The following is a 23,240-nucleotide window of genomic DNA, read 5'->3' on the forward strand; positions in this document are numbered from 1 at the left end:
CTATGAAAACACGTAAACTTGTTATGATCGGCACAGGTGCAGTAGGCTCTACAACGGCATATACGCTATTGCTTCGCAATCGCGTCGATGAACTCGTTCTTATCGATGCTAATCACGCAAAAGCAGCAGGTGATGCACTAGATATGAATCACGGAATGCCATTTGTAGGCGGAGCAAAATTATGGGCAGGTACTTATGCTGATTGCGTAGGTGCGGACATTATTATTATTACTGCAGGCGCGGCACAAAAGCCTGGTGAATCTCGTACAGATCTTTTGCAACGTAATGCAGATATTTTTGATAGCATCATTAAACAAATATTACCGTATAACCAAGAAGCGATTCTGCTTATCGCAACAAATCCAGTAGATATTATGAGCTATGTAGCACTGAAGAAATCTGGTTGGCCAGTTCATCGTGTCATCGGATCTGGTACATTGCTAGATAGCGCAAGATTCCGTTACTTGCTGGGTAAAGAATTGAATATCGATCCTCGTAGTGTACATGCACATATTATTGGCGAGCATGGTGATTCTGAACTTCCAGTATGGAGCTTAGCTAACGTTGCAGGAGTAGATCTCGAGCTTCATGATGATACGAAGCAAATTATTTTCACGAATACCCGCGACGCTGCTTATGAGATCATCGAGGCAAAGGGCTCTACTTACTATGCCATTGCACTCGCGATTGATCGGATTGTAACGGCCATCTTTGATGATGAGGGTGCAGTATTGAACGTATCTACATTATTAGATAATTATTGCGGTGTGTCTGATGTCTATCTAGGCGTTCCATGTATCGTTGATCGCAGCGGTGTTCGTCAACCACTTGAGTTGAATTTAACTCCTGAGGAGCAACAATTATTTGAGAAATCTGCCAATAAGCTTAAAGGCATGATTGATAGCTTGAATCTTGAACTTGATTACAACAAAATGTAATTGATCATTATAGTTTCACCATGTACAAAAGTCTGCATGAAGGGAGCAAATCGCTTCCCCTTCTCATGCAGACTTTTTACTTTTTACTTTTTACTAAGTAATGATCCATCCCTTAACCAAAGCAAAAAGGATACCTGTTTATATCCGCGAATGCGAATATAATCAAGTATCCTTCTATAACTTTCGATCATATGACTGTACATACAAAGTTCATATCGAAAATCAATCATAATGAGCTTATGCCACATCACTATTGATTTTCTAATTCTTCTTTGCTTACTAATGCAATTAGGCCATTAACTGCTTGTTCAGCATCTGAACCTTCGGCACTAATTGTAATTTCCGTACCAGAGCTTATTGCAAGACTCATAATACCCATAATCGACTTTGCATTCACTTTTTTATCGTCCTTCTCAACAAATACCTCGGAGGAAAATTTGTTTGCTTCTTGCACAAATAATGCCGCTGGTCTTGCGTGTAGTCCTGTTTTTAGACGAACAACAACTGGAAGCCTTGCCATGGTAAACATACCCCCTATATAATTGAATCACTAATTCATTCATTCACAATCGTTCATAATTAAAGCTTTACAAATTATTATACCATTTTCGCACTGTTTCTACTAGGATAAAGTTGAACCATTTCGTATTTTATCAGCAAGTTCGTCTATTTTGCGTAAACGATGATTAACACCCGACTTACTTACTTTCACTTTAAGCATCTCTCCAACTTCCGTTAAGTTCAGATCAGGATGCTGTAAGCGTACTTCAGCTACCTCACGAATTTTATCAGGTAAGTTTTCAAGACCAAATTCTCTTTCAAGAAGCTTTATATTATCGATTTGTCTTACCGCAGCACCAATCGTTTTGTTCAAGTTAGCAGTTTCACAATTGACGATTCGATTCACTGAGTTACGCATATCACGCATAATCCTTACGTCCTCAAATTTGAATAAGGCTTGATGCGCACCGATTATGTTAAGCAACTCAATAATTTTCTCGCCCTCTTTGATGTAAAAAATAAACCCCTTTTTGCGTTCAATGCACCTGGCATTCAAATAAAATTTATTAGCAAGATCGACTAATGACTTACAATGTGCTTCATACATCGATGATATCTCTAGATGATAGGAAGATCCTTCTGGATTATTAACTGAACCACCGGCTAGAAAAGCTCCTCGTAAATAAGAACGCTTGCAGCAATTCTTCTTAATAATATCTTTATCTATCTCTGAGGTAAACATAAATCCTTCAGACACAATTTTCAACTCACTCAATATTTCTTGCACGCGCTCAGGCATCCGAACAATATAAACATTATTCTTTTTCAAGCGCATTTTTTTACGAACAAGCAATTCGACGTGTACTTCAAAGTGCTTCTTCACGAGTGTATATATTCTACGAGCAATCGCAGCGTTTTCCGTTGAAATATCTAATACGACCTTGCGGCTCGATAAACTGACAGATCCGTTCATGCGCATAAGAGCTGCTAATTCTGCTCTTTCGCAACAGTTATCTGTCTGAATCATCGTTAATTCCTTCTTGGTCTGTGCCGCAAAAGACATTTCATCTCACCTCTTTCTAAGCATCCAGTTCTCAACTAGTTTGTAAATATGATGGCTTAATCGCTCCGCATCATGTCTTAAAAACGTACGGAATAATACGAGTTGATCCGCAATAACATGATAACCTCGCTTTGTTACTTCATCAATGTCTAGTTGCACTGCTTTTGCACCTATCTCCGCGTATTTACTTTCTACGTGAGGAGGTATTTCACCATTATTTACAATAACATAATCGAACAAATGATGACCAATATGATCGTAGATCGCATCTAGATGATCACTAACAGAATAGTTATCAGTTTCACCTGGCTGTGTCATAACGTTACAAACGAATAATTTTACTGCTGCTGATTCTACAATAGCTTGCGCTAGCTTAGGAACCATTAGATTCGGCATGATGCTAGTGTAAAGACTTCCTGGACCGATAAGAATCGCATCCGCCTGTTTGATTGCTTCAACAGCATCTGGCAGTGGCTCGACATCCTGCGGTTCTAGAAAGACACGCTTAATAGCTCCACCAGCTTTTGGAATCATCGATTCACCAGTAATAATCGTCCCATCTTCCATCTCAGCCTTCAATACAATTGCACCATTGGCAGCAGGCAATACCGTTCCTCTTACAGCTAGAACTTTACTAAGCTGCTTCACGCCCGTTACAAAATCACCAGAAATATCCGTCATCGCTGCTAACATTAGATTACCCAAGCTATGGCCCGCTAATCCTGTCCCTGATGTAAAGCGATATTGTAATACGTCCGTTAGTAATGGCTCCGCATCTGCCAACGCCGATAACACATTTCGAATATCTCCAGGTGGAGGGATATGTAGTTCATTCCGTAGAATACCAGAGCTACCACCATCATCAGCAACAGTAACGATCGCTGTAATATCTAAAGGCTTTTCTTTCAGCCCTCTTAACATAACCGATAAGCCAGTTCCTCCACCAATTACAACTATTTTAGGGCGTCCGACATCCTTCTGCACGATAAGCATGCTCTCCTCTCATTACTGCCTGTCGCGCTCTGAATCACGATGACTAACTCGAATCTGTTCTGAATCTTTAAGTTTCAAAGCCGTACCTAAGTACTCAGATATAGCTACTGAGCGATGCTTTCCACCCGTGCACCCTATTCCGATTACGATCTGACTTTTTCCTTCATCATCATATTGAGGAATAAGATATTCTAACATATCTACTAATTTCCCCAAAAACTTTTGCGTTTCTGGCCATTTCATGACGTATTCGAATACATCAGGATGTTTGCCAGTGTTAGGACGAAGCTCATCAATATAATGTGGATTCGGCAAAAAACGTACATCAAATACGAGATCTGCATCCAGTGGTATACCGTATTTGAATCCAAAAGAAGTAATATTTACCGTTAAAGATTTGGATTGCATCTGACCAAAATGATTAATAATACGTTCCTTCAGCATGGCCGGCTTCAGATCGCTAGTATTAATAACTAATGAAGCTTTTCCTTTCAAATCCTCTAACAATGTTCGTTCTGCGCGTATACCTTCTAATGGCATACTATGCTGAGACATGGGATGTCTACGTCTACTTTCCTTATAGCGCTGAATAAGTGTTTCGTCCTTCGCATCTAGAAATAAAATTTCAGAATTAATTGTATGATGCTCACTTATATAATCAAGCGATTCAGATAGAGATGTAAAAAATTCTCGACCACGCAAATCGATAACTAAAGCTACTTTGCCGATTTTTCCATTGGACTGCTCGATCAATTCAGCAAATTTTGGAATAAGCACTGGTGGTAAATTGTCTACGCAGAAAAAGCCTAGATCCTCTAAGCTTTGAACCGCAATTGTTTTTCCTGCACCAGACATCCCAGTAATAATAACAAGTTGTGACAAAGTCGTTGTCGCTCCCACCTAGCAACACCTACTATCCTCTTAGAATTAGACCAGCAGCGCCAACTACACCAGCGTTATTTCCTAGCACCGCAGGTACAATCTTAACACTGGTTTTCGAAGCTTCTTGCGTATATTTTTCAAATACTTCTTTAATCTGATCAAATAAGAAATCACCAGCTTTAGCAACGCCACCACCGATAATGTAATATTCTGGATTCAAAATAACGGACATCATTGCCATAGAACGACCAAGGTAATAAGCTGCGCGCGCAACGATACGCGTTGCTACTTCATCGCCTGCTTTCGCTGCATCAAGAACGTCTTTAGCCATAATTTCTTCAACATCTACTAGAGAAGTACGATCCCCGCGTGCAACGGCTTCCTTAGCCATACGAATAATACCTGTAGCAGAAGAAACGGTTTCGAGGCAACCCATTTTACTGCAGCCACATTGAATTGCTTCAAGATCCGGTACGATGGCCATATGACCGATCTCGCCGGCAACGCTTTGGAACCCTTCTACAATTTTACCGTCAATAATAATTCCACCACCAACGCCTGTACCAAGTGTATACATTACGCAATTGGCAATACCACGCCCCGCTCCAGCCCAAGCTTCTCCTAGCGCTGCAACGTTTGCATCATTGTTTACTCTTATTATTGTATTAAGCTCTCTCTCCAAAAAGCCTTTAAGATCAACATTATTTAGATTTAAATTCGGTGATTGCTTTATTATTCCATTAGGGATATCTAAGAAGCCTGCGATACCAATACCAACACCGCTGACTTGCTCCCATTCATAATCAGATTGTTCAACAATTAATTGGACGTACTGTGCAATATTATGAAGAATAGCATCTGATCCTTTGTTAACCTCTGTTGGTCCTTCATATGTTTGTAATAATGTACCTTCTGAATTACAAATTCCTAGCTTTACAGTTGTACCGCCAACGTCAACACCAACATAAATTTTTTCAGACATGACAAAGTCACCTCGTTCATAATATAAAGTTCCATTTCAACTATAAGCGTTGTAAACGCAATGGTCAAGCATCGTAAATTACCATCTAATATTACCATATTATAAACAGTAAAAGACTATTGCCTATGGATTTTCTCACATAGCATAGTCTTTTCAGCCGCTCGAATACTACTAGATTAAGGTTGCTGCTTGTTGCACTTCTTTCATGTCATCATCCAAGAATATGCCATTGATTTCATCTTTCTCTTCACTTCACATATTTCATCAATTTGTTTGACACGCTTGCTAACTGTAGAAATACTCGTGCCATAACGAAGGGCAACATCATGATACGTAACCGATCGATTGTACATTTTTGCAGTTAAATACTCTATCGCTGCAGCCCAAGCTTCAATTTTATTCAACTTCGGTGCAGTTCTGGAGCTTTTACTTAAGAAGTTAATCCACAACGTAATCATATCATGCTGCTCTATTACATTAAAATACTTTGCCGTTTTGGTAATGGCAAGTTGAGCAACTTCTTCCCAGTTCAGATCAGCATATATTAGCTCCGGAGATGGCATAGCAGGTACGCGCTCAGCTTCAACATTTATTTTTTGTCCACTAATCATCACGTGGAATGCTTCATTCACACCCATCGAACGAAGAACAAACATTGCAATTTGTTTCAAATAATCATCTTCATCCGGTAACAATAGAAACTGCCTCATCACTATAGCTACTTGTTCATCTGCATAAGACTCCATTGCTTGAATACTTTTCAGCTTTGCAGCGTAATTACCATGTTGCAGTGCCCAATAGAAAAATGCTTTCAACAATTGTGGTTCAATAGCTACTCCACGTTCAGAGGCCTGATGCTCCCATGCTGCCATTTGCTCTTCAACTGAATGATAAAAACTATAGGTAAGAGACGATTTCAATGGTTCATGCTTAATAATATTTAATAATTTCAAAAAATATTGCGGAATGGAGGATTGTTCATCCATCGCCTTATACATTTCCCAATATTTTTTGGCTACATCATACTTTGCAATATTACAAGCCGCTATAGCTGCAAAATGATAGACACAAGTATCTTTCTTCGCTTCGCCTTCTCTAATTAGCCGAGAAAAGTGACGAAGTGCAATCCGATGCTCCTTCAAAATGCCCATTGTAGTAGCCATCTTGAACGTGTGCTCTTGATAAAAGGGATCAATATTTTTCAACGTTTGCAGTAAAGCATGCAGTGCGCTTGTTTCACCTTCGTAATGATAGAACAATGCCAGATTGCAAAGTGCATGCAAGTTGCCAGGCTCCTCGATCAGAACTTCTTCAATCGCTTGTTTCCCTTCCGCTTTGAAGCCAACATAATAATACGCTAACGCCAAATTGTTACGTGCAGCAAGGAAATCAGGATTTTCTTTCGTTATCGTCTGAAGTAATTGGATAGCGTCAGCATACTGACCCTTCTCAAGCAACTCACGCGCGTGAATATGTTCATAGACGCCTGCCCTTGCTTTTACTTTCGTTATTGAAGTCGGTCGTTCAAGCTCTAGCTCAAGATATTCAATCATCTCTTCAGCTTCCTCTAAATATTGACCTTCCTCGTCTTTTTGCAAATATTGAATAAGCTCTCGTTCAGCATCTTCAAAAAACTCCATATTCGCAAAATTATTCGCCATGTAGAAATGACATTCCGTCATACTCGGATCTATTTCATCAATTACTTTTTGTAAAATGTGATTGGATTCACCGTATTTACCTATTTCCGATAATACACCGGCTATGTTGCAATAGTTAATAGGATTGCTTGGCTCATAATCGACGGCTCTTTGAAAATATTTGAGTGCCTTGTCATAGTGAAATCTATCCAAGGAGCGCAGTGCTCGCTCATAGAAAAAGTTAGCATCCATTTGTATCGATATAATGTTACGATTTTCTCCTACTACCTTTTTGTTTCTATTCATCAACAAGGCACCTCCTTCTTCTGTAGTGATTCGATTATAACATAGTCGCTCTTGAAAACTACAATTGGAAAACAAAAACCGCGGATGACTAGTCGTCCGCGGCTTATATGTTTAACTCATTTTTTTGAAACGCTGCTACTAGACACCATTATTTTTGAATAGTGTACTAATTGATCCACCATCCAAAATAATTTTCGTAGCTTCCGCTAATAGTGGTGCCACTGTCAGAATCTTGAAGCGATCTGGCGTATTTTCTGGTAAAGCAATAGTATCGGTTACGATCACTTCTTTGATACTAGGGTGATCTAATCTCGTAATCGCATTACCTGAGAATAACGGGTGGGTCGCACATACATACACATCTTCAGCGCCGTGTTCCTTCAAGCTTTCCACAACATTAACAATCGTACTACCAGTATCAATCATATCTTCAATAATGATTGGCGTCTGACCTGCAACATCACCAATAACATGAGTAATCGATGATTCATTGTGTGCCGTACGCTTTTTAATCATAATAGCAAATGATGTATCCAAATAGTTCGCTAGCTTTTCTGCTGTAGATGCACGACCAGCATCTGGTGAAACCACAACCGGGTTCTTAATATTCTTAGATTGTAGATAAGAACTAATAAGATCTAATGCCGTCAAGTGGTCAACTGGAATATTGAAGAAACCTTGAATTGCCGGTGCATGTAAATCGATTGTCACTACACGTGTAGCTCCTACAGTCGTTAATACATCAGCTAACATTTTAGCTGAGATTGGTTCGCGTGGAGCTGCTTTTCTCTCCTGACGAGCATAGCCATAGTACGGCATAATAATATTAATCGTACGCGCTGAAGCACGCTTCGCAGCATCGATCATAACTAGCAATTCTATGAAGTGCTCGTTGATCGGATGAGAAAAAGATTGTACTAGGAACACATCACAATTCCGAATCGTCTCTTCATAGTGGACATAAATCTCACCACTCTTAAAGCGGGAAAGTTTGATAGCCCCTAACGGTACACCAAGTTGTTCACTAATCTTTTGAGCTAGAGCGGGATTGGATGAACCCGAAAATATACGCACCTTGTCGCTTAACATGATACCCTCCTGAGCGTTTCAACCATATAAATTAAATGTAAACATGAGCTTACTTCTTGTCTTATTATACATTGATTTGTCAATAATTCAAAAAGAGATTAATACTTTTTTTCGACAATAATAAAAACTATCGCATTTTATTCGTTGTTTGCTTGCCTTCACGCGATTTTAGCTCGCTCATAATATCATCCCAAGATAGCCCACGCTCGCGCATTAACACCGAAAGATGGTATATAAGATCGGTCGCTTCTGAGCGTAATTCATCATTATCATCATTTTTCGTAGCGATAATAACTTCCGCACTTTCTTCGCCAATTTTCTTCAAAATTTTGTCGACACCTTTGTCGAATAAATAAGTCGTATACGTTCCTGCTGGACGCTCAGCATGACGCTGTGCAATAGTTTGCTCAAGCTGAGTCAGCATACTGAAACGGTCTTGCTTGACTAGTGCATGTTGTGCGCTTTGCTGATCAGCAATTTCAAGCTCATTCGTAAAGCAGCTATAGCTACCTGTATGACAGGCAGGACCCGACTGAATCACCTTAACAAGCAAAGTGTCACCATCACAATCATAAGACATACTTACAATACGTTGCTTATGCCCGCTAGTTGCGCCTTTATTCCATAGTTCATTACGAGAACGGCTCCAGAACCAAGTGTAGCCTGACTCCTGAGACAACGATAATGATTGTTCATTCATATAAGCAAGCATAAGCACTTCTTTACTTTGCGCATCCTGGACAACTGTGGGTACTAACCCGTTACTATCCCATTTAATATCGTTCAAACTCATCGTACCTCTACTCCTTTTGAACGCAGATCTTCCTTCACTTCAGCTATTGTCATTTCCTTGTAGTGGAATATTGTCGCTGCAAGCCCGGCATCTGCATTTGCTTCTTTGAATACTTCAGCAAAGTGCTCAACCTTACCCGCTCCACCTGAAGCGATAACAGGAATGCCTACCGCATCTGCAACAGCTTTTGTTAAGCCAATATCAAAGCCATCCTTCGTACCATCTGCATCCATACTTGTTAGCAATATTTCACCTGCTCCAAGTTCTTCAACCTTGCGAGCCCATTCAACAGCATGCATACCCGTCGGCTTGCGACCGCCATGTGTATATACTTCCCAGTCCTGCCATTCTTTATTATAACGAGCATCAATGGCAACAACGATACATTGCGCTCCAAATCGGCGTGACCCTTCCGTAATCAGTTCAGGTGTAAGCACAGCCGCCGTATTAATCCCGATCTTATCTGCCCCGGCGCGCAATATACGTGTCATATCATCAACACTTGATATCCCGCCACCAACTGTAAATGGAATTGTAATTTCCCCTGCCGTACGACGAACGACCTCAATCATCGTTGCACGTCCTTCTACAGAAGCTGAAATATCAAGAAATACTAGCTCATCAGCCCCCTCTTGATCGTACGTTGCAGCTAGTTCAACAGGATCTCCAGCATCACGCAAATTAACGAAATTAACTCCCTTTACAACACGACCATCCTTAACATCGAGACATGGAATAATTCTCTTAGCCAGCATCGTTACCCCTCCTATTTTTTTCTGCAACTTCCCGAGTTACCCAGCAACGTGTACGTTGCAAGTACACGAGCGACCATGGTTCTTGCTCGTGGCTTTTAATCTTTTGCACAAGTCTTTTAATCCCTTGCACGAGGCTTAAAATAAAAGTTCAAAAAGCGGGCTTTCAGAACCGAGCAGATGGAGAAAATTTTTGAAAAGCGGAAGCGCAAGTGTACGTTATTGGTACATGCGAACCGTATTTTCGGAAATTAGCTTCATATGCGATGTCGACTAAGCTACGATAGCATAATCATCGTTATCAAAGTCTGCTTTTTGAACTACCTATTGCTAAGAAGTTTTTTAATAATTGCATGCCCAGCTCACCACTTTTTTCGGGGTGAAATTGCATACCGTATATATTGTTTTTGCCGACGATTGCCGTTACCGGTCCGTAATAATCTCCAGTCGCTAGCAATTTGTCTTTATTAGTCGGTAGCACATGATACGAATGAACGAAATATACATGCCCTTCCGTTAAGTTATGAAACAATGGGGATTGCTGCAAAAACTGCAACATATTCCAGCCCATATGGGGAATTTTGAAATCCCCCTTAAAGCGAATAACTTCACCTTGCAGCAGACCAAGACCTGGATGTATACCATATTCCTCGCTCTGCTCAAATAACAATTGCATCCCTAGACAGATACCAAGCAAAGGCTTACCCGTTGCAGCAAACTGCTTTGTTACCTCAGCAAGTCCAGTCTCACGCAAATGCTGCATAGCATCACCATAGGCGCCAACTCCTGGTAATATAACAGCATCTGCAGACATAATCGCGTTAGCATCCCCTGTTACTACCGTTTCATAGCCCAGACGCTCAACTGCCTTACTTACAGAATGCAAATTACCCATCCCATAGTCAATAATTGCGATCATCGTTAAATCCCACTTTCTATCTAGGTAGAGCGTGTTCGCTCCATATTCGTCGCCAAATCATCTACGCAGTATTACATCGTGATCACAGTCGGATGTTTTGAGCTTCCTCTAATAAGGAATCTTTTTTCCTTATTCTCACTCTTCATCCCCTACAATAGGCTTCCAAAGAAGGTTCAAAAAGTGGGCTTTCAGAACCGAGCAGGTGAAACGCTACTTGAGAAAGGCGGAAGCGCAAATGTACGTTATTGGTACATGCGAACCGTACTTTCCAAGTAGCGCTTCAGATGCGATGTCGAATATGCTACGTCAGCATACCCATCGTTATCAAAGTCCATTTTTTGAACTTCCTTATTAAAGGATGCCTTTTGTGGAAGGAACTCCCTTTACCCTCGGATCAATACTAGTCGCTTCGTCCAATGCTCTTCCTAATGCTTTGAATATAGCTTCAATCATATGATGCGTATTAGAACCATAATGTACGATAACATGCAATGTAATCCGTGATTCTAGCGCGAATTTCCATAGAAACTCATGAACCAGATCAACCGCAAAGCTTCCTACTTGGGCAGCTGGATACTGGGCACGATATTCAAAGTGTGGGCGATTACTAATATCAACAATAACTTGCGCTAACGCTTCGTCCATTGGAACAAATACACTTGCACAGCGCTTAATACCGGATTTGTCCCCTAGCGATTGCAGCAATGCTTGACCAAGCACAATGCCGATATCTTCAACTGTATGGTGATCGTCTATTTCAATATCACCCCTTGCATCAACATTCAAATTGAAATGACCATGCTTCGTAAATGCATCAAGCATATGATTAAGGAATGGAACATCCGTCTGAATAGTTGATTCTCCTTGACCATCAACATTAAAGGCTAATTTAATATCTGTTTCTTTCGTTGTGCGAACAATAGAAGCTTCGCGAGTAGATTGTGCTGTCATCTATAATCATCCTCTTTCTATTATATGTTTGCTTTCAAGTAGGTTTATCCGTTCCATCCAAGTTAAGCTAGCTTACAGACGCTTTATATAGGCATCTACAAGCTAGCAAATAGGTTATTGTCTTTCTTTATTCAAACGCATTTCGATCGCGCGAGCATGTCCTTCTAGCCCCTCATGACGAGCAAGCGTCATAATTTTGTCTCCATTGCTCATTAACGCTTGTTTGCTATAGTAGATTAAGCTTGATTTCTTCAAGAAGTCGTCTACATTAACAGGAGATGAGAAACGTGCCGTTCCATTCGTTGGAATAATATGATTCGGTCCTGCGAAGTAATCTCCCACAGGCTCTGAACTGTACGGTCCAAGGAAGATCGCTCCTGCATTTTCAATAGACGCTAACAAGCTCATCGGATCTTCCGTAATAATTTCAAGATGCTCCGGAGCAAGCTGATTCACTACTTTAATACCTTCTTCAATGCTTTCTGTTAGTAACACAGCTCCATATTGATCAATGGAAGCTCGAGCAATATCATGACGCGGCAATGTCGCAAGCTGACGTTCCACCTCTTCAATAACCGCCTCAGCAAGCGCAACAGATGGCGTAACTAGAATAGCAGAAGCCATCTCATCATGCTCAGCCTGTGAAAGTAGATCCGCAGCAATATATTGAACATCAGCCGTATCATCTGCTAATACAACAATTTCACTAGGTCCTGCAATGCTATCAATATCGACAACGCCAAATACAGTACGTTTAGCTAGTGCAACATAAATATTACCTGGACCGCATATTTTATCAACTGGAGTAATACTTTCTGTTCCATAAGCTAATGCCGCAATCGCTTGCGCACCACCAACGCGATATAGTTCCTTTACACCCGCTTCCGCTGCCGCTACAAGGATATAAGGATCAATACCTTCCTTGCCGCCAGTTGACGGTGGAGTGACCATTACGATTTCAGGAACGCCAGCTACTTGCGCCGGAATGACATTCATCAATACAGATGAAGGATATGCTGCTTTACCACCTGGTACATAGACCCCTACCCGCTTCAACGGTCGCATAATTTGCCCTAACATCGTACCATCTGGTGACAGATCTATCCAAGAATTGCGCAGTTGCTTTTCATGGAATTTCCGGATATTGTGAGCTGCTTCACGTATCGCAATAAGAAAATCATCTTCGACATGAGCATAGGCAGCTTGAATTTCTTCATCGGTAACTCTTAGCTGCTGTGCTGTTAGTTTCACATGATCGAATTGCTCTGTATATTGTAATAATGCTTCATCACCACTAATTTTAATACCCGCTACAATTTGCTCTACCGCCGCATTTTGCTCTGGTGTGCCATATTCAACTTCTCGCTTTAAGCCAAATTGTTCAGGCTTTAATAATCGCATACTCATGTCATCATGCTTCCTTTCCACTCACAGTTAGTCTTATTATTATGTAGATACACTAACTGTAATGATACTATATATCACTTATTGATCATACTCTTTGCCTGCTAAATGATGAGTTAACCTCGTGCTGCTAACGTCTCTTGTAACAAATCACATAAGCTTTGAATACGTTCATTTTTCATTCTATAGCTCACACGATTGGCAATCAATCTACTTGTAATTTCGAAAATCTCTGTTTGCTCCACTAAACCATTCTCTTTCAATGTTTGGCCTGTTTCGACCATGTCAACGATGCGATCAGCAAGACCGATCATTGGAGCTAGCTCGATAGAGCCATTTAATTTAATAACTTCTACTTGCTGACCTAGCTCACGGAAATAGGCAGAAGCAACATTCGGATATTTCGTCGCCACTCGAGGATGAAACGTTTGCTTCCAATCTGGCAGGGCAATAACACTCATACGGCATTTCGCAATACCTAGATCGAGCAGTTCGTATACATCTCTATTTTCTTCCATCAATACATCTTTTCCGACAATTCCGATATCTGTTACTCCATATTCAACATAAGTCGGAACATCAACAGGCTTCGCCATAATGAATTCCATCTTCGCTTCGGGAAGTTCAATAATTAATTTACGAGTATCATCATATTCGGTCGGAATTGGTATCCCTGCATCGCGAAATAATTTGGATGCTTGCTTATAGATACGTCCTTTAGGCATGGCAACTCTTAGCACGTTTTCATGATTTCCGTTCATTACGCTTTCCCTCCTTCGCCCATATATGTCTTCACCGTAGTGTACGTTACGCCTTGGTATGACATCTCGCCGTCTAACGCAAATCCTGCCGGTAGCTCAGACACTTTACTAGTAATGACATACATTCCTTCACTTCTTAATGCTTGAGCTTGCTGCAGCGCTTCTAAGCGACCTTGCTCATCATATATAATTAACGTCTTGTCTGTTTGTTCCTCTTGTTCATTACCTAGTAATTCCAGTATTCGTGTTGTTTTCAAAGCAAATCCCGTTGCTGGAGCCGGTCTACCGAATTGCGATAACAAATTATCGTAGCGTCCGCCACTTACTACCGGGAATCCTAGATCTGCTGCATAGCCTTCAAATGTCATACCTGTATAATAGGAGAAGTCACCAATCATCGTCAGGTCAATGAGAACATGCTCACACACTCCATACGCTTCAAGCACTGCCCAAATCGCACATAGATGTTGAATAGCTTCTCTTGCTGTCTCATTACTGCTTACTGTTAATGCATGTTCACAAATTTCTTCTCCACCACGTAAGCGCAGAAGATCTGACAGCTCCTTGCGAACGGAATCCGTTAATTGTAGCCCATTAAGCTGATCTCTATAACCAACATAATCTCTACTTAACAACTTTTCCTTCAATGAAGCTTGATCCTCTAGACGATCCTTCAATGCCTCTTCAAGTAATCCGTTCAAGAAACCAACATGGCCAATCGCAATTTTGAACTTTTTCACACCTGCTGCTTTCAATGAAGCAATCGCTAATGCAACAACCTCAGCATCAGCCTCAGGCGAAGAATCTCCAACAAGCTCTACACCTGTCTGGAAAAACTCAGCTTCGCGACCCGCTTCTTCTTCAATCGTACGAAACACATTGGCATGATACGATAAGCGTAGTGGAAATTGCTGATCTTTCAGTAAAGAAGATACAACCCTTGCAATAGGTGCCGTCATATCAGAGCGCAGCACAAGCGTCGTACCGCGATTATTCAACAACTTAAATAGCTTCTCATCTGATGTTGAGCTTGCGACACCGACCGTATCGTAAAACTCAATCGTAGGGGTAATAATTTGCTCGTAGCCCCATCCTTCCATGCAATTCAATACTTTATGTTCAACTGCACGAAGTTTTTTCACAACACTCGGCAAATAATCCTTTAGACCAATTGGTTTTTCAAATACTTTAGGCTTAGACATATCCGTTCTCCTCAGTTCTTTATCATATTAAAGCGTTGCTATATTACCATGCTAACAAAATAAAGGTTTTTGCTATTTTAGCATGTAATAATAAGTAAAGTCAAGTGCATACAAATATACCCTTATCGCTACATCTGATGGTCAGATATTTGCAATAAGGGCATATCATTTACTCGTTCCTCTGCTTTGCTATTACGGTCATCGGATTACCACCTACAAAGCTATTGGGTACTACGTCTTTATGTACAAGCGAGCCCGCCGCTATAACAGCATTATCGCCGATAGTAACGCCTGGTAGTATCGTACAATTCGCACCAATCATCACATTAGCTCCAATATGCACTTCACCAAGGCGGTACTCTTTAATAAGATATTCATGCGTCAAGATCGTCGTATTGTATCCAATAATGCTATTGTTACCAACAGTAATCTTTTCAGGGAAAAACACATCCACCATTACCATTAACGCAAATGCAGTATGTTTCCCGACCTTCATACCTAATATGCGCCGATAGATCCAATTTTTCAGCGGAAGATGAGGGCAGTATCGCGCAAGTTGAATAGCTATAAAGTTACGAATAGATTTCCAATAACTCACTGTAGAATAGACCTGCCACAATGCATTAGGTCCTTCTACTGGATACCGAGTAATTTTCCGCAAATTAGTTAATCTCCAATCCTACTATCGCATAAAGATCGCGCATATCATGAATGACATATGTCGCTCCTGCTTCTTTCAACACCTGTTCGCCCTTCATAGACCAAGCTACAGCTACAGTATCTACTCCCGCATTAATGCCTGACAGTATATCTACCGTACTATCACCGACCATCAATGCTTTTTCCGGACCTACGCCTAGTAACGCTAATGCCTTCTCAACAGGCTCAGCATGAGGCTTAGCATTGACAACATCATCAATCGTAACGACTGCCCCCATATATTTGGCGATATCAACAAAGGCTAATCCACGATCCGTTGTTAAACGCATCTTCGTAGTTACTACACCTATCTTCACACCAGCAGTCTGTAGACGTTCCAGCACTTCTATTACATAATCAAAAGCCTTTACATACTCATCATGTAGACGCAAGTTAACTTCACGATAAGCCACAACAAGATGCTCGACGTCATCTAATCCTGAAAAACGTTTCATCTGATCTACTAACGGTGCTCCCATCGACGGAATAATATGATCCCGATTAAAATCATCAGCCACCGTACCTTGTAGCGCTTCAATAAATGATCTAATAATTAATTCATTTGTATCTAGTATTGTGCCATCCAAATCAAATAGCACAGTATCGTATGCTCTCATTTTATGCCATCCTTTAATCGTATCATTTGTGTTAATTATTCTCCGCCACCACTATCTCCACCTGATGAATCAGCTTGACTAACTCCATCAGAATGATGGTCTGCCTTCGAATCTGAACCTTGGTTATCAGTTTTCTTGGTTGAATCCGTTTTAGAATCAACTATAGCAGTTGTACTATCAGCTTTTTTCTTTGGTGATTTCTTTGTATCGCTATTTGTATTTGCTACTTGATCCACTCCTACAACAGCGGCTACCTTAGTACAAATAAGGGGATCATTGTAGTACGTAATTGATTTAATATTAAGACGGCGCACAACAATGAAAATAATTGCTCCTAGAACAAGCAGCAATGCTACTAACTGCGAACTACGAATATTTCCGTATGATGGTGACATATACCCTTGTTGGAATACAAGCTCCATCGGAGTCCACAAACCATTAATTAGATTAGCTAACCACGTTGGACCAACAAAGCCAAGACTATCTGTACGTAGCGCCTCTATGAAGAAACGACCAATAGAATACCAACCAATATACGTAGCGATTATTTCCCCTTCACGTAAGAAATTACGTCGACGAATGACAAACAATATCACTAGTCCCACTAAGCTCCATAACGATTCATACAAAAATGTTGGGTGTACAAATACACCTTCCTTAACAATATACATATGCTCTACAATAAAGCCCGGAATATGTAATGTATCTCTTAAAAATGATTCCTCTACTGGACCACCATAAGCCTCTTGGTTAACAAAGTTACCCCAACGTCCAATCATTTGACCAATTAATAGACCTGGTGCGCAAATGTCCGCAATTCTCCAGAAACTATATCCTCTTGCTTTGCTGAAGAAGTATCCACATATAAGCGCCCCTGCTACTGCGCCATAGATCGCAATGCCGCCTTCCCATATTTTGAATACATCCATTAAATTATCTTTATAATGATCCCATTGGAATGCTACATAATAAATCCGTGCAGCAATAATTGCAGTAGGGGCTCCTATTAATACTAAATCCATAAAAAAATCAGACTTAATTCCAAACCTTTTACCTTCTTGAACTATTAACAATAGTCCTGCAACTACACCTAAAGCGAGAATGACACCATACCAACGAATGACCAACGGTCCGATTTCTAGCATAATCGGATTTAGCACTAATTCCAACTACATTCACCCTTTCTAATCACCGTATTGCAATAACATTTACCTTCTAACTCAATCGTAATCTTCCATATCATCGGCAATCGTTTCCGTTAGCTTATTCGTAAATTGCAGGGCAGCATTGTAGCCCATACGTTTCAAGCGGAAATTCATAGCTGCTACTTCAATAATGACAGCGAGGTTACGTCCAGGTCTTACAGGTATTGTTACAAGTGGAACATGCGTCTCAATGATTTGTGTTTTTTCCTCATCAAGTCCCAAACGATCATATTGTTTATCCTGTTGCCAATTTTCCAGACGAATAACTAGTCCAATCCGTTTCTGTGTACGAACAGCACCAGCGCCAAACAAGGTCATTACATTGATAATACCTAATCCACGAATTTCCAGCAAATGACGAATAAGTTCAGGCGCTGTACCCGTTAGCTTACCATCTGAAGTTTGTCTAATTTCTACCGCATCATCAGCAATTAATCGATGTCCGCGCTTCACTAATTCTAGTGCAGTTTCACTTTTACCGATACCACTACCGCCAGTAATTAGCATACCTACACCATACACATCGACTAGTACACCATGAATGGTGGCAGTTGGTGCTAATTTATTTTCAAGAAAATCTGTAATGCGACTAGATAGAATCGTTGTTGCAATATTACTGCGTAATACAGGGATTTGAGTTTCATTAGAAAATTCAATAAGCTCAGCTGGTGCTTCCAAACCGCGAGAAATAAGAATACATGGTGTTTCTTCCAAACAAATTTTGCGCATACGTTCGCGTCTTTCTTCACTCGGAAGCATACTAATAAATGAAATCTCTGTACGACCTAATATTTGAATGCGCTCGATTGGGTGATAGTGAAAATAGCCAGCCATTTCTAAGCCAGGTCTATACAAATCATCTACGGTAATTAATCGTTTTAATCCATCTTCCCCCGATAGAACTTCCAGTTGGAAATGTCTAACAAGTTCAGCTACCTTTACTTTCTTCGGCATACTTATTTCCTCCTCCAATGACAATCCATAAACCATCATATATCATGTCTCAATGGTATAGCAAAAAGAGCCTAAACGCAATGTTAGGGCTCTTTACAATGGATAAAATATCCTAGAATATATAAAGCCTCACTGCAATAGTTTGCAGTGAGGCTTTAATAATAATTTAGCTTTCGAAAATGTTAAGTTCTGTTTCTTTATCGAACATATGAACTTTGTTCATGTCGATTGCAAGTTTAACTGTAGCGCCATCACGTAGAGTAGAACGACCATCTACACGAGCGATTACAGAATCAGTGCCGATACCGTTAAGGTATAAGTACATTTCATGACCAAGGTTTTCAGCAACTTCGATGTTAGCTGAAACGATAGTTTTTGGTGAAGCTTCTAGGAATACAGGCTCTTCATGAAGATCCTCCGGACGAATACCTAGAACAACTTCTTTACCAATAAATCCTTTAGAACGAAGTGTCGCTGCTTTACCTTCTGGAACAACTACATCTACACCACTAGCTTTGAACTTAACTTCGCCAGATTGCTCTGTAATTGAGCCAGTGATGAAGTTCATAGACGGAGATCCGATGAAACCAGCAACAAAGATATTAACTGGGCGGTTGTATAGTTCTTCAGGAGAAGCTGTTTGTTGAATGAAACCATCTTTCATTACAACGATACGATCACCCATTGTCATTGCTTCGATTTGGTCATGCGTTACATAAATTGTTGTAGTCTCTAGACGTTTAGTCAATTTAGAGATTTCCGCACGCATTTGTCCACGAAGTTTTGCATCCAAGTTAGAAAGCGGCTCATCCATAAGGAATACTTGAGGCTCACGAACGATTGCACGACCAAGTGCAACACGCTGACGTTGACCACCAGAAAGAGCTTTAGGCTTACGTTCCAACAAATGTGTAATATCTAGAATTGCAGCTGCTTCACGAACACGTTTGTCGATATCAGCTTTTTTGAATTTACGAAGCTTCAAACCAAAAGCCATGTTTTGGTATACGTTCATATGTGGATACAAAGCGTAAGATTGGAATACCATCGCAATGTCACGATCTTTTGGAGCTACATCGTTTACCAAACGATCACCGATGAATAATTTACCTTCAGAAATTTCTTCAAGACCAGCGATCATACGAAGAGTTGTAGATTTACCACAACCAGACGGACCAACTAGTACCAAAAATTCTTTGTCTTTAATATCAAGATTAACATCAGTTACAGAAGCTTTGTCGCTTCCTGGGTATTTTTTATAAAGTCCTTCTAAACGTACGCCTGCCATGTGTATTTCCCCCTAAAGTGAAATTTTCTTATGTCCTTATCTTATCCTAAGTGCGGTTAGTTGACTATGCACATACTTTACAAAAAAATTAATGTGTTTTCGTAACTTTGTACAATAGTAAAATAATCTTCACTAATACGGCATCACGGAACAGTCTGACATCAAGTCCTGTCTCATGCTTCAGCTTATCTAATCGGTATAATAGTGTATTCCGATGAATATATAATTTCTTGGCTGTCTCGCTAACATTACAATCCAAGCTGAAAAATGTTTCTAAAGTAGCTAGCATTTCTGTTTCTACAAAAAGATCTGCACGTTTCAATGATTGCTCTAAATACTTCTGACGATGCACTTCAGGTATCGCATGCAGCAATACTTCTAATTGAAGCAACCATGGCAAATGTATATTGGTTCCGACGTGAAATTTGCGTCCAATATGAATACTTTCTCTTAATTGCCCAATTGTTTCAATAATCGATTTAGCTGGTACGATCGGATAGGTTATGGCGATCTGACTTTCACCAATCCATTCACTAGCTAGCATATCATGTAAACCATGCGCAATATTAGACAAACTATCTTCCAGCGTCTCCTCATCTATATGATCAGAATCTGAGGAATCATCATCTCTAAGCAATGAAGTCGGTCCCCATATTAACCACTCATCATTCGGCAGTGGAATAAGCAGAACATCTTCAGATAGAAAAGAGCGAAGGAGCTTGTCTAGCTCTGAGTAACTACTATGGGATTGTATAGAGCTATCAGCAATTAGTAGAATAGGAACCATTTCGTGATACAAGGAGCTTGACATAATAAGATGCTCAGGTATATTCGACCTCGTTGCATGAGCATCCATTTGACTCTGAAGCCATTCGCCTAATTTCGTTGCCTGCTTCTCAATCTTCGTCATTCCTGCATATTGGTTATCAAGCGTAACACTTGTTCTATTCAATAATAGTATTGCAATGAGCTGCATTTCTGTTGTACTCAAAGTTTTCTGCTGAAACTCAATGACCTCACAATACTCTGCAAATAAATCCATAACTAACCAACAATCATAATTTCCTTCTATATACTGTCCCTTTTCTATAATAGCATTCTCGTACGAAGGTCCCATAAATAGGGCAATATCCTCCAAACTTCTATTGCTGCGTATAACAGAACAATTCAATATTTGTTCTAATTGTTTGGTCATATCTATAACGCCCATACTAGACACTCTCCCATTGCTGCAGTTTCCGTCATTGTACCATATTAATTAGTGCCGGATACATAAAAGCTCTGTTCTTGTTTCTTGACCCTTATCGCTAGTTCATGATACGCTTGATAACAGTTTATACACTTATAGATGAAGTTCAAAACTAACATGCACTTATATAGATCTAATTATATAGTTCTAAACTTCCGAAGCCACTTTTATTAACAGGAAGCTTATTATTTAGATTATAAAAAGTTTTAGGTCTACGCTTTCGAAGCTACTTTTTATTAACAGGAAGCTTATTATTTAGATTATAAAAAGTTTTAGGTCTACGCTTTCGAAGCTACTTTTTATTAACAAGAAGCTTATTATTTAGATTATAAAAAGTTTTAGGTCTACGCTTTCGAAGCTACTTTTTATTAACAGGAAGCTTATTATTTAGATTATAAAAAGTTTTAGGAGGACACTATACAATCATGTCTAAAGTTGTTATTTTATCAGGTAGTCCAAACGCTAGCTCACGCCTTAACGGTATGACTAACTACATTCGTCAAGCATTAACCGAAGCTGGATTTCAAACTGCTGCTGTTAATGTAGTAGATCTTCCCCCGGAGGATCTAGTATATACACGCTTCAATAGCCCACATATTATCGCTGCTAATGAGCTAATTGAACAGGCAGATGCTGTTATTATTGCAAGTCCAGTATACAAAGCTTCATTTACGGGTGTATTAAAAGCATATATTGATTTACTGCCGCAAAAAGGATTCGAAGGCAAAATTATTACACCTGTCTTTATCGCAGGATCAATGTCCCATCTACTCGCTATCGATTATTCCTTGAAACCTGTGCTCGCTTCTATGGGTGCACGACAATATACGAAGAGCATGTACGCTACAGATACTGCCGTTAATCGTGAGCAGCTTGAAACTGGTGAATATGTATTTACATTAGATGCGGACACAGAACTTCGCCTTTCAGAAATCGTTCAAGAGCTTAAGAAGTACTTACAGTAATATACAAAAAGGGGAGGTCGCTTAGTCATTGTGAGAATGACCAGGCGACCTCCCCTTTTAAGAGATAATTCAAAAAGTAGAATTATAAGTTAAATGCATTTTAAAATCAAAAAAAGAGAGGTTTCCCTCTCTGTTCGATTAATAACTGGTGAGCCATGAAGGACTCGAACCTTCGACACCCTGATTAAAAGTCAGGTGCTCTACCAACTGAGCTAATGGCTCCTATTAAAATAGAAGTGGTGGAGGATGATGGATTCGAACCACCGAACTCGAAGAGAGCAGATTTACAGTCTGCCGTGTTTAGCCACTTCACTAATCCTCCACGGTTGTAAAAATGGTGGCTCGGAACGGAATCGAACCGCCGACACAAGGATTTTCAGTCCTTTGCTCTACCGACTGAGCTACCGAGCCAAACATAATAGAAATTAAATGGCGGAGCTGACGAGATTCGAACTCGCGATCTCCTGCGTGACAGGCAGGCATGTTGGGCCACTACACCACAGCTCCGTATTATTGAAAAGTTTCCATAAAAATTGGTTGCGGGGACAGGACTTGAACCTGTGACCTTCGGGTTATGAGCCCGACGAGCTGCCAACTGCTCCACCCCGCGCTAATATTTTGAAATTTTTATGGTGGAGGATGACGGGTTCGAACCGCCGACCCTCTGCTTGTAAGGCAGATGCTCTCCCAGCTGAGCTAATCCTCCATTTGTGGTAGCGGCGAAGGGGATCGAACCCCCGACCTCACGGGTATGAACCGTACGCTCTAGCCAGCTGAGCTACACCGCCACATTTGAGACTTGTCCATCTTACTGGATTGAGATGAACTTGTCAACTATACTTTTCGGTAAAATTATAGTTGAAATACAAGGGTTTGCGCCCTCAAAACTGGATGTGAAAGGTAAAACTCCAAAGTGAATCATTTGAATCTATGCTTCCGATGTATTTTTCTATCTTCGCTTACGCTCCGTCTAGAAAAATTGTAGGATAAGCCCTCGACCGATTAGTATTCGTCAGCTACATGTATTGCTACACTTACACCCCGAACCTATCAACCTCGTCGTCTTCAAGGGGTCTTACTAATTGGG

At 40.4% G+C, this 23,240-nt stretch carries 22 protein-coding genes, 7 tRNA genes and 1 rRNA gene; 2 read left to right on the top strand and 28 right to left on the bottom strand.

What is annotated here, in order from left to right; all coding sequences use genetic code 11:
• The first annotated feature begins 2 nt into the window (after positions 1-2).
• Positions 3-938, top strand: coding sequence for an L-lactate dehydrogenase (locus AC1TPB_RS22025; protein ID WP_482078461.1), 936 nt, complete (start codon positions 3-5; stop codon positions 936-938).
• A 250-nt stretch (positions 939-1,188) separates the two neighbouring features.
• Here AC1TPB_RS22025 and AC1TPB_RS22030 read toward each other — a convergent pair whose 3' ends face one another.
• From AC1TPB_RS22030 to AC1TPB_RS22125, 20 genes are all read right to left on the bottom strand, one after another.
• A complete protein-coding gene (locus tag AC1TPB_RS22030) occupies positions 1,189-1,458 on the bottom strand; it encodes an HPr family phosphocarrier protein (protein ID WP_258202682.1) in 270 nt (89 codons plus the stop codon).
• Positions 1,459-1,560: 102 nt separating this feature from the next.
• Complete coding sequence (whiA, locus tag AC1TPB_RS22035) at positions 1,561-2,502, bottom strand: DNA-binding protein WhiA (RefSeq protein WP_482064657.1); 942 nt, start codon at positions 2,500-2,502, stop codon at positions 1,561-1,563.
• A 6-nt stretch (positions 2,503-2,508) separates the two neighbouring features.
• On the bottom strand, positions 2,509-3,495 hold the full coding sequence (locus AC1TPB_RS22040; protein ID WP_482078462.1) for a gluconeogenesis factor YvcK family protein: 987 nt from the start codon (positions 3,493-3,495) through the stop codon (positions 2,509-2,511).
• Positions 3,496-3,507: 12 nt separating this feature from the next.
• Complete coding sequence (rapZ, locus tag AC1TPB_RS22045) at positions 3,508-4,395, bottom strand: RNase adapter RapZ (protein WP_482078463.1); 888 nt, start codon at positions 4,393-4,395, stop codon at positions 3,508-3,510.
• A gap of 13 nt (positions 4,396-4,408) precedes the next feature.
• Positions 4,409-5,359, bottom strand: coding sequence for an ROK family glucokinase (locus AC1TPB_RS22050; RefSeq protein ID WP_482078464.1), 951 nt, complete (start codon positions 5,357-5,359; stop codon positions 4,409-4,411).
• 203 nt (positions 5,360-5,562) lie between these two features.
• Positions 5,563-7,305 (bottom strand): tetratricopeptide repeat protein, encoded by a 1,743-nt coding sequence (locus tag AC1TPB_RS22055; protein WP_482078465.1) that lies wholly within the window; start codon positions 7,303-7,305, stop codon positions 5,563-5,565.
• A 138-nt stretch (positions 7,306-7,443) separates the two neighbouring features.
• Positions 7,444-8,394, bottom strand: coding sequence for a ribose-phosphate diphosphokinase (locus tag AC1TPB_RS22060; protein ID WP_482064652.1), 951 nt, complete (start codon positions 8,392-8,394; stop codon positions 7,444-7,446).
• A gap of 127 nt (positions 8,395-8,521) precedes the next feature.
• Positions 8,522-9,187 (bottom strand): bifunctional phosphoribosyl-AMP cyclohydrolase/phosphoribosyl-ATP diphosphatase HisIE, encoded by a 666-nt coding sequence (hisIE, locus tag AC1TPB_RS22065; RefSeq protein ID WP_482078466.1) that lies wholly within the window; start codon positions 9,185-9,187, stop codon positions 8,522-8,524.
• Entirely contained in the window at positions 9,184-9,942 is a 759-nt protein-coding gene (hisF, locus tag AC1TPB_RS22070; RefSeq protein WP_482078467.1) for an imidazole glycerol phosphate synthase subunit HisF, read from the bottom strand. Before hisF ends, hisIE begins: the two co-directional genes overlap by 4 nt.
• A gap of 298 nt (positions 9,943-10,240) precedes the next feature.
• The gene (gene hisH / locus AC1TPB_RS22075) at positions 10,241-10,858 is read right to left on the bottom strand and encodes an imidazole glycerol phosphate synthase subunit HisH (protein WP_482078468.1); all 618 of its coding nucleotides are present in this window, start codon (positions 10,856-10,858) and stop codon (positions 10,241-10,243) included.
• Between the two features lie 351 nt (positions 10,859-11,209).
• On the bottom strand, positions 11,210-11,809 hold the full coding sequence (gene hisB, locus AC1TPB_RS22080; protein ID WP_482064648.1) for an imidazoleglycerol-phosphate dehydratase HisB: 600 nt from the start codon (positions 11,807-11,809) through the stop codon (positions 11,210-11,212).
• 114 nt (positions 11,810-11,923) lie between these two features.
• Positions 11,924-13,210, bottom strand: a complete 1,287-nt coding sequence (gene hisD / locus AC1TPB_RS22085) for a histidinol dehydrogenase (RefSeq protein ID WP_482078476.1) — start codon at positions 13,208-13,210, stop codon at positions 11,924-11,926.
• Positions 13,211-13,329: 119 nt separating this feature from the next.
• Positions 13,330-13,974: an ATP phosphoribosyltransferase gene (gene hisG, locus AC1TPB_RS22090; protein ID WP_482064647.1), complete on the bottom strand. Its 645-nt coding sequence runs from the start codon at positions 13,972-13,974 to the stop codon at positions 13,330-13,332.
• On the bottom strand, positions 13,974-15,176 hold the full coding sequence (locus tag AC1TPB_RS22095; RefSeq protein ID WP_482078469.1) for an ATP phosphoribosyltransferase regulatory subunit: 1,203 nt from the start codon (positions 15,174-15,176) through the stop codon (positions 13,974-13,976). Before AC1TPB_RS22095 ends, hisG begins: the two co-directional genes overlap by 1 nt.
• Before the next feature lie 169 nt (positions 15,177-15,345).
• Positions 15,346-15,837 carry an acyltransferase gene (locus AC1TPB_RS22100; RefSeq protein ID WP_482078470.1) on the bottom strand — a complete coding sequence of 164 codons (492 nt, stop codon included), beginning with the start codon at positions 15,835-15,837 and terminating at the stop codon, positions 15,346-15,348.
• 1 nt (position 15,838) lies between these two features.
• The gene (gene ppaX, locus AC1TPB_RS22105) at positions 15,839-16,492 is read right to left on the bottom strand and encodes a pyrophosphatase PpaX (protein ID WP_482064644.1); all 654 of its coding nucleotides are present in this window, start codon (positions 16,490-16,492) and stop codon (positions 15,839-15,841) included.
• A 35-nt stretch (positions 16,493-16,527) separates the two neighbouring features.
• Positions 16,528-17,637 carry a prolipoprotein diacylglyceryl transferase gene (lgt, locus tag AC1TPB_RS22110; protein ID WP_482078477.1) on the bottom strand — a complete coding sequence of 370 codons (1,110 nt, stop codon included), beginning with the start codon at positions 17,635-17,637 and terminating at the stop codon, positions 16,528-16,530.
• Between the two features lie 75 nt (positions 17,638-17,712).
• A complete protein-coding gene (gene hprK / locus AC1TPB_RS22115; protein ID WP_482064643.1) occupies positions 17,713-18,651 on the bottom strand; it encodes an HPr(Ser) kinase/phosphatase in 939 nt (312 codons plus the stop codon).
• Positions 18,652-18,817: 166 nt separating this feature from the next.
• The gene (locus AC1TPB_RS22120) at positions 18,818-19,939 is read right to left on the bottom strand and encodes an ABC transporter ATP-binding protein (RefSeq protein ID WP_482078471.1); all 1,122 of its coding nucleotides are present in this window, start codon (positions 19,937-19,939) and stop codon (positions 18,818-18,820) included.
• Positions 19,940-20,027: 88 nt separating this feature from the next.
• Positions 20,028-21,149 (bottom strand): PucR family transcriptional regulator, encoded by a 1,122-nt coding sequence (locus AC1TPB_RS22125; protein WP_482078472.1) that lies wholly within the window; start codon positions 21,147-21,149, stop codon positions 20,028-20,030.
• A 464-nt stretch (positions 21,150-21,613) separates the two neighbouring features.
• On the opposite strand from AC1TPB_RS22125, the gene ssuE reads away from it, so the two are divergent.
• Positions 21,614-22,153, top strand: a complete 540-nt coding sequence (ssuE, locus tag AC1TPB_RS22130; protein ID WP_482078473.1) for an NADPH-dependent FMN reductase — start codon at positions 21,614-21,616, stop codon at positions 22,151-22,153.
• A gap of 146 nt (positions 22,154-22,299) precedes the next feature.
• On the opposite strand, the gene AC1TPB_RS22135 is transcribed toward ssuE, so the two are convergent.
• The 8 genes from AC1TPB_RS22135 to AC1TPB_RS22170 all read right to left on the bottom strand — a co-directional run.
• Positions 22,300-22,375 (bottom strand) — tRNA-Lys (locus AC1TPB_RS22135).
• Positions 22,376-22,390: 15 nt separating this feature from the next.
• Positions 22,391-22,475 (bottom strand) — tRNA-Tyr (locus AC1TPB_RS22140).
• A gap of 13 nt (positions 22,476-22,488) precedes the next feature.
• A tRNA-Phe gene (locus AC1TPB_RS22145) sits at positions 22,489-22,564 on the bottom strand.
• A gap of 19 nt (positions 22,565-22,583) precedes the next feature.
• Positions 22,584-22,660: transfer RNA gene (locus tag AC1TPB_RS22150), tRNA-Asp, on the bottom strand.
• A 27-nt stretch (positions 22,661-22,687) separates the two neighbouring features.
• A tRNA-Met gene (locus AC1TPB_RS22155) sits at positions 22,688-22,763 on the bottom strand.
• A gap of 20 nt (positions 22,764-22,783) precedes the next feature.
• Positions 22,784-22,859, bottom strand: a tRNA-Val gene (locus tag AC1TPB_RS22160).
• A 5-nt stretch (positions 22,860-22,864) separates the two neighbouring features.
• A tRNA-Met gene (locus AC1TPB_RS22165) sits at positions 22,865-22,941 on the bottom strand.
• Between the two features lie 194 nt (positions 22,942-23,135).
• Positions 23,136-23,240, bottom strand: a 23S ribosomal RNA gene (locus AC1TPB_RS22170); the annotation flags it as partial.

The organism is Paenibacillus sp. Y951 (genome assembly GCF_056786395.1).